The sequence below is a fragment of the Parachryseolinea silvisoli genome (genome assembly GCF_021190955.1).
GTDB lineage: Bacteria > Bacteroidota > Bacteroidia > Cytophagales > Cyclobacteriaceae > Ohtaekwangia > Ohtaekwangia silvisoli.
In genome coordinates, this window is the sequence record NZ_JAIOAO010000004.1 from 453,171 (window position 1) to 467,538 (window position 14,368).

A 14,368-nucleotide genomic window follows, 5' to 3' on the forward strand; every position below is an offset into this window, starting at 1 on the left:
AAATAGTAAAATCCAGAATATGTACAGATTTTAGACAGGAAGTGATGCAGGTTGTGCGTGAACGTCGTATCCTTAATTTTTAGTTGTTATCGTCAAATTATACACGTTTAGAAATCCAGATTTCCTACAAAGTCATCCTGCTGCTTTGCGGGATGAATCTTTCATTATCCTGGGCTAGAAATCGTCGTGAGGGACTGGTATTTCTGCTCTTTGCAGTGTTGGTTGTGATCTCGGCGCTTACCCGTATTCTGCTGACGTTCAAAACGTCGGCGCAGATTGACTTTGGCGCGCTTACCTATGCCGAGGTTACGGTCATCGGGCTATTCTATGATGTCGTGACGGCGGTGTACTTTTGTTTGCCGTTCGTAACCTATCTCTGGTTGATCCCGCAACGGATTTATGCAAGGCCGGGGCATATCTATATACTGTACGGCTGGTTTAGTATCCTGATCTTTATATTGGTTTTTAATGGCATCGCCGAATGGCTGTTCTGGGACGAGTTCAGCGCGCGGTTCAATTTTATTGCCGTCGATTATTTAGTCTATACAACGGAGGTGATCGGCAATATCCGTCAGTCGTATCCGATTGCGTGGATCATTGCTGGGGTCATCGGCGTGACGGGAGCGATTGTCTTTGGAGTTCGGTCGTGGATCCAAAATTCTGCGGTACACTATGTATGTTTTAAAAACAGGACCTTCGGGTTCGCGCTGTATGTTGGCATGCTCGTCGCGTCGCTGCTCATGGTCAACAGCAAGCTGCATCATTTCGCCCGGAACGCGTTTGCCAGCGAGCTGGCGGGCAACGGCATGTATGAGCTGTTTGCGGCGTACCGGCACAACGAGCTCGACTATGAGCGGTTTTATAGCAGTATCAAAACAACGGATGCGTTTAGCCTGATCCGCGACCGGGTAAAAACGAAAGAAGCCGAGTTCACGAACACCAATCCCTACAGCATCACCCGTGCCATTCACCATGCGGGACCTGCAAAAGACTGGAATGTCGTCTTGATCAGCGTCGAGAGCTTTAGCGCCGATTTTATGAAGCATTTCGGAAACCGCGATGGCATTACGCCCTTTTTAGATTCGCTCGCCGATCACAGCCTGCTGTTTACCAACCTGTATGCAACGGGTACCCGTACCGTGCGGGGACTGGAGGCATTGTCCCTGTGTGTACCGCCGACGCCGGGGCAGTCGATCGTCCGCCGGCCCAACAACGAGGAACTGTTTTCCTTAGCCGGCGTGTTTAACGAAAAAGGCTATTACAGTCAGTTCCTTTACGGCGGGTATAGCTACTTCGACAATATGAGCTATTTTTTCGAGAACAATGGATATGCCATTACGGACAGGTCTGCCTTAAAAGACGACGAGATCGACTACGAGAATATTTGGGGGGTGGCCGACGAGAATCTTTTCGAGCTGGCGATCCGGGAGATGGATAAGAACACCGCACACCACAAAGTATTTTCACACATCATGACGACCTCCAACCACCGGCCCTATACATATCCGGAGGGCCGGGTCGATATTCCATCGCATACCTCGCGTCGCGGCGCGGTGAAGTATACTGATTATGCTATTGGCAAGTTTATCCGCGAGGCTTCCAGAAAACCGTGGTTTGCCAAAACCGTGTTTGTGATCGTGGCGGACCATTGCGCGTCCAGCGCCGGCAAGACCGACCTGCCCGTGGACAAGTATCATATTCCCCTGTTGATCTATTCTCCCGGCAACATTGCGCCCGGCACGATGGACAGGCTGATGAGCCAGATTGATATTGGCCCCACGGTCCTCGGCCTTCTGAATTTTTCCTATGTCAGCAACTTCTATGGCTTTGACATGTTTCAGCTTGAGCCTGGCCGGGAGCGTGCGTTTGTGAGTACCTATCAGAGCCTGGGCTATATACGCCGGGGCGAGCTGGTCATTCTTTCGCCACAGGCGAAGGCGGAAACATTCCTGCTGTCTCCTGACAATGATATTGCACGCGTCGTAGCCAACGATAGTTTGACAAAAGAAGCGATTGCCTGGTATGAGTGTGCCAGCTACTCGTTCCAGAACGGCTTTATGAAGGCGACCAAAAGCAGCGTATCAACAGTATCGGCAAAGCATTCGGCACCATGAAAAGAATCGTCTTACTCTTCCTCCTGTCGCTGGCGGTGGTGTCTGCGTTTTCGCAGGCGACCAGGGTCACTGTGTCGGGGACGATCGTCGATAAGACTTCCAGCGCCCCGGTACCCTATGTTAACGTCATGCTGACGACGGCTACCGACAGCGTCTTCGTAACCGGTACGATCACGACGGAGGCGGGTCAATATACCCTCGGTGGCATCATCCCCGGCAATTATGTTTTAAAGACCAGCGTGGTGGGATACGGCCCGGTTGCCATGCCCATCCTGGTGGGGAAGCTCAGCGAGTTCCTGGACCTGGGTACGCTGGCGCTGCGGGAGGGCGCTACATCCTTACAGGAAGTTACCATCACGGGAACACAGGATGCCGTGGACGAGGCGATGAATAAAAAGACTTTTACTATTGCCGAAAATGTGTCGCAACGCGGCGGCTCCCTGCTTCAGGCGATGCAGAACCTGCCGGGTGTTACTGTCAGCGAAGAGGGGACGATCAAGATACGCGGCAGCGATAAGGTAGCCGTGCTGATCGACGGAAAACAAACGGCGCTTACGGGCTTTGGCAACCAACGTGCGCTTGACAACATTCCTGCTTCGGCCATCGAGCGGATCGAGGTCATTAACAACCCCTCTGCAAAGTACGACGCCAACGGAAATGCGGGTATTATCAATATTATCTATAAGAAGGAAGTTCGGGAGGGACTTAACGGCAAGGTGGGACTCACGGGCGGCCTGGGCGCCTTGTGGGTAAAGCGCGATAATTATCCGACCATTCGTCCCCAATATCAGAACACACCCAAGATCAACCCTTCTGTTTCGCTCAACTACCGGAGAAAGAAAACCAACCTGTTCTTTCAAGCGGACGAACTCTATACAAAAACGCTCAACAAGAATGAGTTCGTGGACCGGTTCTACGATAACGGGGACACGGTGCTGCAGCAGACCAAGCGCAACCGTACCACGAACGTGGTCACTACTAAAGCGGGTGTTGACTGGTATGCCGATGACCGGAATACGATTACGGTTTCGGGGCTCTTCAGCAGCGAGAAGATCCTGGACCGAGGCGATGAGCCGTTTTTTAACGGGTCGCTTATCGAGCGCACGCGCCTCTGGAAATTTCTGGAAGACGAGCTCAAGACCACGGCCACCGGGTCGGCCTCGTGGCAGCATAAATTCCGTCAACCCGGCCGGGTGCTCAACACAACCTTCAGCTATACCTTTCACCGGGAGGACGAGCAATACTATTTTGAAAACATCTACAGCACGTTTGTGGGATTGGACACGTTTAAGCTCATCTCGGATGAGCATGTAACGGACATTACCGTCGACTACGTGCAGCCGCTGCGGTACGGTCGGTTTGAGACGGGGTTTAAGTTCAGGAGTCGTGACATTCCGACGAACATGCGCTTTATTCCCGGGCTCAATTCTCAAATGGATGTACATGCCGGCGGGTGGGCTGACTATAATGAAGTGATCCCGGCGGTCTATGGTAATTATATGCTGGAGAATGAGTATTTCGAAGTCGAGGCCGGCCTTCGGGTCGAGTATGTCGATATTTATTACACGGTCAATCCCGAGCATAGAACCTATAAGAGCAGTGGCTACCACTACACGCAGCCGTTCCCCAACGTGCGGTTGGCCTACAAGTTGACGCCGCAGAGTACCCTGTCTGCTTTTTATAACCGGCGGGTCGATCGTCCCAACGAAGTCGATATCCGCATTTTTCCGAAGTATGACGACGCGGAGATCATCAAGGTCGGAAACCCGGGGCTGCGGCCCCAGTTTACGAATACATTCGAGCTGGGGTATAAAGCAAGCTGGCAGGCAGGCTATTGGTATTCGTCGGTCTACCATAAAGCCATGGAGGCGACGATCACGCGCATCGGAAGCGTTGTGCCGGGCAGCACCCTGATCTATAACATCTTTCAAAACGCCGGCAAGAGCCGCATGACGGGCGCCGAAATCATCGTGTCACAGCGCTTTGGCAACATGATGGATCTGAATGTCAATTTGAATGGATATAAAAACAGGATGGATGCCTTTAGCGTCGTGAACCTGTATCCGCAGGAAAATACGTTCTCCGCCGAACGGCAGGAGATCTATTCGGGCAGTGTCAAGCTCACGAGCGTCGTTCACCTTCGCGGTAAATGCGATGTGCAGGTTTCGGGTACCTACCTGGCTCCCGACATCGTTCCTCAAGGCAAGCTCTACGCGCGATTCTCGCTGGACGCCGGTGTTAAAAAGCCCATCCAACACGACCGGGGCGAGCTCTTCCTGAATGCCACCGACATGGCCAATACCCTGCGCATAAAACGCCGTGTACTGGGCGATGGATTCCGCTATGTCAGCACGGACTACTACGAGACGCAAGTAATACGGGTAGGGTATACGTATAAGTTTTAATGTTGTATATATTCTGATTAGAAGCTAACGAAACGGTCGATAAAAACAGATTCGCTCCAGAGTCATACTGTTACTTGCCGGAAAAAATAATAACTATGAAAACAGCTATCGCAATCGTTTGTGTTTTATCGGTGCGCAGATCTTTGCGCAAAAGGTCGAGTCGAAAACTGTGCCGGTCCCTGTGAAGGCCGCGCTTGAAAAGAGGTTTCAGGTGAAAGACGCAAAATGGGAAAAAGAAGGCGAGAACTTCGAGGCTGAATTTAAAAAGAACGGTAAAGAGATGTCGGCCATCTTTGCTGCGAGCGGGGTAATGGTGGGCACGGAAGAAGAGATAACCAAAACGGACCTCCCACGCCACGCGCAAGAGGTAATTCAACAGGAGTATGCAGGCTATACACTGGAAGAGGCAAATAAGGTGACGGATAAGGGCGTGATTAAATATGAGGCGGAGATTGAAAAGGGGGCGTCGTCGTATAAGCTCTCTTTTGATGTAGATGGAAAGCTTCTGAAGAAAGGGGATTAGCTTTTAAAAATTCAGATTTCGTACAGAATTGCCGGGTAGCTTAGGCCATAACCTCGCCATTTTTACAGAAATGCGGGGTACGTGTTAAAATGGCCCGTGACAGACTGTTCTGAATTATTTAACTTGGGATGTGTTCATCCCCATTCACCACGAGCATAGATGAAGATCCTCATCATCGAAGACGAGAAGCAACTTGTCAAAAGCATCGCCGCCGTCCTCCGAACAGAGGGATATGTCTGCGAAATTGCCTACACGGCAGCCGAGGCCGAAGAGAAAATCCCGATTTTCGACTACGACTGCATCCTGCTTGACATCAACCTGCCCGATGGCAACGGGTTAAAGATTCTCGAGACGATCAAGAAGCACAACAAAACCGACGGTGTGATCATCATCACCGCCAGGAATTCCCTGGAAGACAAAGTCATGGGGCTCAACCTCGGTGCGGACGACTATTTGGCGAAGCCGTTCTTTATGCCCGAGCTGATCGCGCGGGTGTCGGCCATCATCCGGAGAAAACGTTTCGATGGTAGTAATAAGATCGTCTTCCAGGAGATCTCCGTAGACCTGATTGGCAAGTCCGTTTCCGTCCATGGTCGGGAGCTGGATTTAACAAAAATGGAGTATGCTTTGCTGATCTTTCTGCTGGCGAACAAAAACCGGGTTGTCTCGAAGAATGCGATTGCCGAGCACTTGTCCGGCGACAACGCGGAGCTGCTCGATAAGTTTGATTTCATCTACTCACACATGAAAAATCTGAAGCGGAAGCTTACCGATGCCGGTAGTGAGGACTATATCAAAACCGTCTATGGACTGGGTTATAAATTTTCAACATGAGACTCCTGCAAGTTAACCTAAGAAGCCTGCTGCTCTACTCGCTCGTCCTTCTTCTGATCAGTATCCCGATTTCCTTCCTGTCCATTCAGGCGATTCTGAACGAAGAGATCGATGAGTCCCTGTCGTTGCAGGCCGATCAGTTTGCCCGGCATATTCAGAGTTTTGAGTACCTCGACGATTTGGAGATGGATTTAAGGGTCTTTGATCAGTTGTCGTACAATATCGACATTAAGCCCGCCGACCGATCCTCGTCTGATCCGATATTTAATACGGTCTACCTATACGACGAGCTGGGCAAGGAGACAAAGCCCTTCCGACAACTGACCACCACGTTTGTGGTGAAGGGCAAACCCTACGCGCTCACGGCGCGTACGTCACTGGTAGACAACCACGACCTGGTACTGGCGATAGGCTTCGTGCAGGTGATTGTCTCCATCCTGCTCACCGCAGGTTTATTACTGCTCAACCGTCGGCTGGCCAAGCGCATCTGGAAGCCCTTCTACAACACGCTGGAACGGCTCAGGGCCTTTGAGCTGGACAAGAACGAGACTATCCCGCTCGTGGAATCGCCGATTATAGAATTCAACGATTTGAACAAGGCGCTGAGCTACCTGACCGAGAGGAGCCGGAAGGTATATCTCGATCAAATGGAGTTCATTGAGAATGCGTCGCATGAGCTTCAGACGCCCATCGCCATCTTTCAAACCAAGATCGATGCGCTCATGCAAAGCCCGCACCTGGCGCAGCCCGAGGCGGAAACGCTCCTGGAGCTGGAGACGACGGCACAGCGCATGTCGCGGCTGAACAAAAATTTGCTGTTGTTAAGCAAGATTGACAACGGGCAGTTTTGGGAAAAAGAATCTGTCGATCTCCCTGCCATGGTGCAGCAGCACGCCGATAGTCAAAAGCCCGTGGCGGAGCTCCATGGTATCGGAATTTTAACCACCCTCGCACCACTTCACCTGAACGCCAACAAAACACTGGTCGAGATCCTGGTCACAAATCTTTTTAACAACGCGATCCGCTACAGCACCAGGGGCGAAGACATTATCGTAACGACCCAGGGTCGCACGTTGTCGGTATCCAACAAAGGCAAGCAGCTGGCCATCAGTTTTGAGAAAATGACCGAACGCTTTAGCAAGGAAAGCGCCGACCCGAACAGCACAGGCTTGGGGCTGGCGATCGTCAAGAAAATATGCGATAGTGCCGGGTATACACTGGCGTATTCATTTGATGGCATGACGCACACCTTTTCGATTACGTTTTCTGATTAGCCGAAAAGCACAGAATCTCTCCAAAGTCTTTGGTTAGCCTTGCGGGAGCAGAATAAATTCAGTCTGCTCTATAGCAACGCTTAATCGAATGAAGACAACGGCATTGGTTCTCTTATGGCAGCTTGTCCTGGTGACGGCCTTCGCGCAAAGATCTGATTCTACACACTTTCGCAGAGATCTGTATATACAGGACGCCACGCTATCACTTTCAAAGAAATATCAATGGGTAAGGGCCACCCGCGTTCCCGTGGCGCTGATGGCGTTAAGCCTGCTTTCGTATACCGACAACGAAACGTTTGACCGGGTTGAGTTTAAAGAGTTGCGGGACCGGACGATTCCGACGTATCGTCATCGTATAGACAATTATCTTCAATACGCCCCGATGGCGGCCGTCTATGGATTGAATTTGGCCGGGATAAAAGGGAAGAATGATTTTGCGAATCGCACGGCGCTGATGGTCAAGTCGGGACTGCTCGTCGCCGCCATGACTTTTCCCCTGAAGAAGATCACCGCCGTGCCACGCCCGGACACCGGCGAGCGCAACTCGTTTCCTTCCGGGCATACGGCCACGGCCTTCGCTGCGGCGACGTTCATGGCGAAGGAATATGGCCACATCAGTAAATGGTATAGCATTGGCGCGTACAGCGTGGCGACGGGTGTGGGCGTGATGCGCATGATGAACAATCGCCATTGGGTAAGCGACGTGCTGGCGGGTGCCGCCGTGGGAATACTTTCCACCAACGTGGTCTATTTAACACATCAATACAAGTGGGGCCGTCACAAGCATGGCCGTTCGCAAACATTGGTCGTTCCATCGTACGACGGGAAAACGGGCATGCTGAGTGTCGTGCATATCTTGCACTAATGATACGGTATCTGGCGCAAGTGTTAGCACCGAGCGTTAGCGCAGGTGCGACACTTGTGCCCAGTATGGTTGCGGTCTCCCGACCGCAGTGGGCAATGGTTATAATTGACGCAATGGTATACGTTGTTGTCAAAGGCGTTAGCACTAATACGTAGTACCTGCATGTGCTGTATTAGCGAGGCATGATGCTCTCGATCTTCCACGCGGTATCTTCATACGTTAACTCAAACGAAAATCCCATACCAGGCGCTCCGCCTTCGCTTGTCACGGTGACGGATGCAGACTCATCATCTTCGTTCGTGACCGTAACCTGATGTTGGCGGTTTTTGAACTGGCTTTTGTACACTTCTTTTTGTGCATCACTCATTGATGCGGATGCTGACTCCAGGGAGGCCAGCATGGCGTCGTTCTGCGCATTCCGCGCCAACAAGGAGCGGACAGTCTTAATATCAAAATTTTCCAATGCCGTGACACATTCCAGGACCGTTGCCTCCGGGGAGGTGGATTTTTTTTCGTTTGTGTGGCAGGCTGAGAGTAGAGCGATCAGGCTGATAATGAAATGTGTTTTTGCTGTGGCCATGGTGCTTGCAGAATTGTGTTCCGGAGCAATGACAGTGGTGATTCTGGATAATTTCTGGATTCGCGGCGGTATCTAGCGAGTGTTTAGCCCCGATCGTTAGCCTGGGCGTGCCACTTGTAGATGTTACCAGATAATAATATATAGTAGAGGCTGCGATTTTGATGCTCAATTAAATTTCTGATTCGATATCGAGAATATCGCCGTTTTTATTATATCTTTATTGCAGCCCATCTAATAGCCTTTTCAGGCGTAAGTCCGCGCGTTGTCGTGGCCTTTCATATGTTATAATGTATCACTGCAGGCGCCCCAACGAGCATGGGGTGATCCATGTTGCTATGTACTTTTTATTAGCCGAACGAAAGAATGTTTAACTCACCGATTCTTGAGTCAATAGTAGCGATTACGGTCACGTTGCTGATCTATAGTTCCATCGTATCGCTCATGGTCGAATGGGTGAACAATCTAAACGTTCGCCAAAAACGCCAGATGTACCTGTATTTAAGTATACGTAAAGCACTGGATGAACCACAGGGTATCAATTGGGGATCACTGCTGTATCTGCATCCCCACGTCCGGGCATTGAAGTCGGAAGCCAGGCGATATCCGGCGTATATCTCCGCGGCGACGTTTGCCGATACGCTGCTGGCTGTGCTGCGCGAGCATTATTTTACGACCCGGACGATCGTTGTCAATCATATTCCCAGGCTGCCTGTGCTGGCAAATAACGGCGATGAATTCAAGCTCTATCAGGATATTATTAAGGACCTGGACGACGGTGAGTTCAAAAGACTAATGACAGGATTTTTAATTATCAGCGGTGAAAAGAAGCTTGAAGGGCTCCAAAATAACATCAAAGCCTGGTTCAATAACTATCAGGACCGTGTTACGGGTGAATACAAAAAAAGTATACGCAAGGACCTGCGCTGGTTTGGGATTACACTGGCGCTGATCCTCAATTTAAATATCTTTCACATTGGTCTCCGGATTTTTTCCGACAAAGATCTACGGCAAAGCCTGGTAGGGGTTGCAGAGAAATCCGTTCATGACAAGCTTTTTCAGGATACCGATTTTACGTGTAAGGGGTGCACCGACGATGAGTATGAGGAGCGATACCGTCTGTACCTGGCCCTGTCTATCGCGCGGGCCGATAGCTTGCGAGGGGTGCTAAAGACCTCGGGCCTCCCGATGGGCTGGAGCCTTCCCAAGTCCTCCCGCGAAATCAATGTGGAGTTTTTGGAACAGGATATTGAACAGGCTTCACGCCTGCTGCGCGATACCGTCCGGAGATTACGGACACGCTACTGCTATATTAAATCACTTTTGCCGTCCACTCCGGCGCACGTACATGCACTTACCGTCGATCTTATTTCGGCCGACAGCCTGACACAGGATTCCGTCGTTGCGTATGCCAAAAAATTCAAGATCGATGTGACACCGTCCACGGCGCGGTATGTTGCGCACTTTCTTGTTGTTCCTATCGACTCGGTAAAAGAGGCTGCCTGTCGCCCCGACGCGGCGATGCGAACCGGCCACACAGCGTGTCTCGAAGATTGTAGCCAGCTCGATCTGACCGATATGGAGGCCGCGATCGAGGAATCTATTCACAACCGGATTGCAGAAGATGAAATGGAGTTGAGTGTTTACGATGAGCTCTATCAGGCGAGTTTTGTGCAGACGGTGAAAGAACGGATACATTATTTCCGCACCATTCCCGCTTATAACATCCGCTCGCCACGCGAGCTGATTACCTATCTGGCGGGTGCTATCGTCATGGGCTTGCTCGCCAGCGTGGGGTCGACAGCCTGGTTTGAGATTCTGCTGAGATTATTCCAGTTGAGAAATACCGGGGTACGCCCGAAAAAAGAAGAATAACGATGAGCTCCTACTACAGCATTCATACCCATATCTTCAACGAAGCGTGCGTCCCGGTTCGGTTCCATCGTAGCCGACCCAAGTCGTTTATCGGGCGGATGATCCACATCGACGACATCCGGGAGACAATCGTCGAGGGCCTAAAAGTTATCAATCCCTTCAACGCTTTTGACAAAGGGAACCTGCTGGCGCGCATGGTCGTCGTTAATCGCCACGAGACGCAGGATGAAGTCTGGCAAGAAATAGTGAAGAACTATACGGATGTGCCCGACATGCGGTTTGTAGTGCTTCCCCTGGATTTTGACTATATGGAAGCAGGTGCGTCCCTGATAAATTATCCCACACAACTGTATGAGCTGATCCGTTTAAAACACAAGTATAAAGATAAAATTATCCCGTTTGTGTGCGCAGATCCTCGGCGATATCAGGGGGCTGAGCTAACGAATTTTGTAGCGACCTATATTCAAAAGCATGGCTTCGGGGGAGTTCAGTTGTGTCCGGCCCTTGGCTTCTACCCGTTCGACCCGTCCCTCTTTGAGCTTTATAGATTTGCCGAGGAATACAGCATACCGGTTATTACGGATAACAATATAGGAAAAATGCACCTTCGGGGAAGTCTTATGAGACAACAACTTGCGCCGGCGCATCTTTCGGAGCTTGATTCGGCCGTGGCCCTTGCGCGTGATTTGCGGTCTGATAAGATAGATGCTAGTATCCCGCACATTCAGGCGGCAAATCTCCCCCGGGTATATGTCCGGCAAAGCATGGATGTGTTTCGACACAATTTCACAGATCCCGCTGCCTATCGGGAGGTATTGAATCTATTTCCACGGCTTAAACTCTGTTTTACGTGTTTCAGGCTGGGCAGTGAATCTAACGGGATGAGGGAAAAAGAAGTTAAGCGCAGAAATGACGAAATCATTGGTTTGATGAACACCTTTCCCAATGTATATGCCGAAGTGTCGGGCGGCCCACAGGAAGAATTTATGCGGAATCTCAGTGCGGTGGCGGAATGTGAGAATCGGATTCTTTGGGGTACAAGTTCCTTCTACAGGAGGGGGCAGGAAAGTGAAGCTAATATATTGTTACGGCGGAAATTGGAATCGTTCGATAACAAAGAAGAATTGTTTGAAAAAATAATGTCAAAAAACCCTGGCAGGTTTTTGTCTATAGCAGATGAATTATTCACTTCTGAGGCACCGAAATAAAATGATCATGAGATACCTTTTTATAAAAAGTACAGCAATATGCCTGGTTCAAATGTGCGCTGTAACAGGTTTTGCACAGCGTGATAAAGGCAATGAAATTCTCGATACGGTGCAGGTGAGTTTGAAGCCGGGTGCGGTCATCGGTACAAAGTATGTCCCGTTTGACGTTCCTTTTCATGTGACCGGTGATGCGAAAAATATAGAGTCTGTTCGATTGAAGATCATCGATGATGCGTACCAGGCATGTGAGGGAGATGGTTACGATTTATTTGATAAAGACGACGAACTCGCGGATTGTGATTGCGACTGTAAAAGCATCTATGATAAGCGGCTGGAATTTTTTCGCATGGTACGGAGTGTACACACAGGGGAGATAACACGGCTGGCGAAAAAGCTTGATACGCTCAGAATCATTCGGGGCGAGATGGATATGTTACTAAGAGAGCTGGATAAGAGTAAATGGCTTGTTCCTGATGACAAAAAGGACGTTAGTTATTTTGCACCTGAAACTAGAAAGAAAATAGATGATGCCCTTCATTCGATATGTTATGCGTGTAAGGGCGCTGCTCCTAGAGATATGACTCGTGACGTCGGTCGATATGCCGTGCGGCTCAAGGAGGAGAATACTGCGCTTGCAGAAAAGTTACAGTTGCGTGATCTGGTGAGCAAGGTGGAGGCTTACCTGAATGGACAAGATAAAACTAAAAACAGTGCCATTCGTGTCAGTATACAATTAAACGGGGCGACATTGCAGGCATCCAATCTTATCAGTGAATTGCAAGCCGACTCCAGCAGGTTGTCACGATTTGTCAAACATCAGGTTGGTCTTCTTGCATATAACGAGATTTATTCCGTCATGGGTTCGATCTCGGAATTCGAAGCGGCGATTAACGGATACATTGCGGCGCACCAGAACATGGTTGAAAAAACAAAGGGGCGCCGATGGAAAGATCTTACGGGCAAATACCAGGAGATGATCAAAATGGATTCCCTCATGTTTTGCCCGTCCTGTGATTTTGACGGCAGACGATGTAATGCCATTTGTCCCTGGCCCTGGGAGCAAAACGAGATTCAAGGTAAATCCGATGCCTTTTTGTTACCTATTCCGCCGCTCGAACCCGATAGGGAATATCTGTTTTTCTTCGAAGTCACTCGTCGCATGGACGATGGTGAGAAAGATAAATTGCATTTTTTTCTTTCGAAGAGTATCGTGCAACGAATCGATAGTGTCATTGAAAACATGATCCGGGGATATGATCCGACGACGGCGAAGGAATTCGATGAACTTCGATCGAATTATCTCAGCGATCAAAATTATCCTTTACTGGATATTCGCATCGTGAAGGAGGCTATTTCAGGATATTTGAAATTGGAATTCGGCAGTCAGTTGAAATCGGAGATTATTCTCATTGACCGTATCCAAGATCAGCAAACACGGAAAAACCTGTTAGATAAGATAATCTTGAATCGGTTTTATTTGATGCAACTCGACAAATACTATAAACGTAACGAAGAAGCTCCGGATGTGTATACCCTTCTTGTTGGTGACGGCACATTGTTGCGAGATAGCAAAAGGCGATTTCTCGAGGCTGGCCAACTTGATAAATACAAGATGTTCGAGACGTTGCTGGACATCGCAGGCGCGAACAGAGGTAATTCTCTTCAACGTGTTCCCCTTCTATACCAAAACATTAAGCGGGATGTCCCGACGGGGTTAATTCCCTACGACAATCTTCAGAAGATTGGGCTGCGCAAGTTAGATGAGGTAAATGATTTTGACACCGCCACCGCCAATGAATACATCCGGTCGTTGCAACAATATGAAGCGTATCTTTTGCAGATTCAGGCGTTTATTCGCGATGAGGTAATTGTAGGGGCCGGAAAACGACGCAAATTGTTTGCCGATACACCAAATCCGATTAGTACGCGTCGCGAACTTACCGCCCGGGATAACCGACTGAAGGGGCAATTTTCTGCTCTTTACGATAGCCTGGACTCCCATCGGAATGATATTCAGCGTGTGGGGAACGTGTACGAAAACTATCGCGACAATGTTCTTCGCATAAATGACCAGTCCAGTAAACTGGTGGACTCTTTGCTAAACAATAATCGGAACATACAACTGGCGACGGCCAGGAATACCGGGGGCTTTACCTCGGGAGACTTCGAAACGCGAACCAAGTGGCGGGTAACGGCCGACGTCGGTATTGCCCTGCTTACCAGTAAGACTGTCGGCGCTTCGGTGACGCCGTATTTCGGGGCGAATTTTAATTTCCACCCGATCAATCGGAATGCCTTTTACGGGTTGCTGGCGAAGAGCCATAAGAAGCGATACCTGTTGTATGACGAAGTAAGTGAAAAGGCATTGTTGCATAAATGCCCGTTCTGGAGGAGGATGTGGAAAGGCGCAAGTTTTGTGTTGGGCGTCACGGTCGCTAATCTGCAAGAAGATGGCAAACGTGAAAACCTGATCAGTAACGGCGGCGCTAATCTCAACCTGCTGACGGGCGCCGGCATACGGTTAACCGACGCAGCTCGCCTGAGCATGGGCACCATCTGGACCAAAGATGTGAACCCGAGCCCGCTGATTGATTCGGAACGCGTTCGGGCCAATTTCTATATCTCACTCTCTTTTGATGTCGACGTGGTGAGCGCCCTCGGAGAGCTGGGCACACTGCTAAGTCCTAAATAAC

The 14,368-nt window shown here is 49.9% G+C and carries 10 protein-coding genes; 9 read left to right on the forward strand and 1 reads right to left on the reverse strand.

What is annotated here, in order from left to right; genetic code table 11:
• Window positions 1–152 precede the first annotated feature (152 nt).
• The 6 genes from K7P01_RS24780 to K7P01_RS24805 all read left to right on the forward strand — a co-directional run bounded on the left by K7P01_RS24780 (window position 153) and on the right by K7P01_RS24805 (window position 8,015).
• Window positions 153–2,114, forward strand: coding sequence for an LTA synthase family protein (locus tag K7P01_RS24780; RefSeq protein ID WP_267297271.1), 1,962 nt, complete (start codon window positions 153–155; stop codon window positions 2,112–2,114).
• Window positions 2,111–4,519, forward strand: a complete 2,409-nt coding sequence (locus K7P01_RS24785) for a TonB-dependent receptor domain-containing protein (RefSeq protein WP_267297272.1) — start codon at window positions 2,111–2,113, stop codon at window positions 4,517–4,519. Before K7P01_RS24780 ends, K7P01_RS24785 begins: the two co-directional genes overlap by 4 nt.
• Before the next feature lie 211 nt (window positions 4,520–4,730).
• Window positions 4,731–5,042 (forward strand): hypothetical protein, encoded by a 312-nt coding sequence (locus K7P01_RS24790; protein WP_267297273.1) that lies wholly within the window; start codon window positions 4,731–4,733, stop codon window positions 5,040–5,042.
• A gap of 159 nt (window positions 5,043–5,201) precedes the next feature.
• Window positions 5,202–5,876, forward strand: coding sequence for a response regulator transcription factor (locus tag K7P01_RS24795; RefSeq protein ID WP_267297274.1), 675 nt, complete (start codon window positions 5,202–5,204; stop codon window positions 5,874–5,876).
• Window positions 5,873–7,150 (forward strand): sensor histidine kinase, encoded by a 1,278-nt coding sequence (locus K7P01_RS24800; protein WP_267297275.1) that lies wholly within the window; start codon window positions 5,873–5,875, stop codon window positions 7,148–7,150. Before K7P01_RS24795 ends, K7P01_RS24800 begins: the two co-directional genes overlap by 4 nt.
• An 88-nt stretch (window positions 7,151–7,238) precedes the next feature.
• Entirely contained in the window at window positions 7,239–8,015 is a 777-nt protein-coding gene (locus K7P01_RS24805; protein ID WP_267297276.1) for a phosphatase PAP2 family protein, read from the forward strand.
• 172 nt (window positions 8,016–8,187) lie between these two features.
• Here the strand turns inward: K7P01_RS24805 and K7P01_RS24810 are convergent, their stop codons facing one another.
• Window positions 8,188–8,595: a hypothetical protein gene (locus K7P01_RS24810; RefSeq protein WP_267297277.1), complete on the reverse strand. Its 408-nt coding sequence runs from the start codon at window positions 8,593–8,595 to the stop codon at window positions 8,188–8,190.
• A 363-nt stretch (window positions 8,596–8,958) separates the two neighbouring features.
• Between K7P01_RS24810 and K7P01_RS24815 the strand changes: the two genes are divergently transcribed.
• The 3 genes from K7P01_RS24815 to K7P01_RS24825 are packed head-to-tail and all read left to right on the forward strand — an operon-like array spanning window position 8,959 to window position 14,367.
• Window positions 8,959–10,467 carry a hypothetical protein gene (locus tag K7P01_RS24815; protein WP_267297278.1) on the forward strand — a complete coding sequence of 503 codons (1,509 nt, stop codon included), beginning with the start codon at window positions 8,959–8,961 and terminating at the stop codon, window positions 10,465–10,467.
• A 2-nt stretch (window positions 10,468–10,469) separates the two neighbouring features.
• Window positions 10,470–11,675 carry an amidohydrolase family protein gene (locus tag K7P01_RS24820; RefSeq protein WP_267297279.1) on the forward strand — a complete coding sequence of 402 codons (1,206 nt, stop codon included), beginning with the start codon at window positions 10,470–10,472 and terminating at the stop codon, window positions 11,673–11,675.
• A gap of 7 nt (window positions 11,676–11,682) precedes the next feature.
• Complete coding sequence (locus K7P01_RS24825) at window positions 11,683–14,367, forward strand: hypothetical protein (RefSeq protein ID WP_267297280.1); 2,685 nt, start codon at window positions 11,683–11,685, stop codon at window positions 14,365–14,367.
• Window position 14,368: the final 1 nt, after the last annotated feature.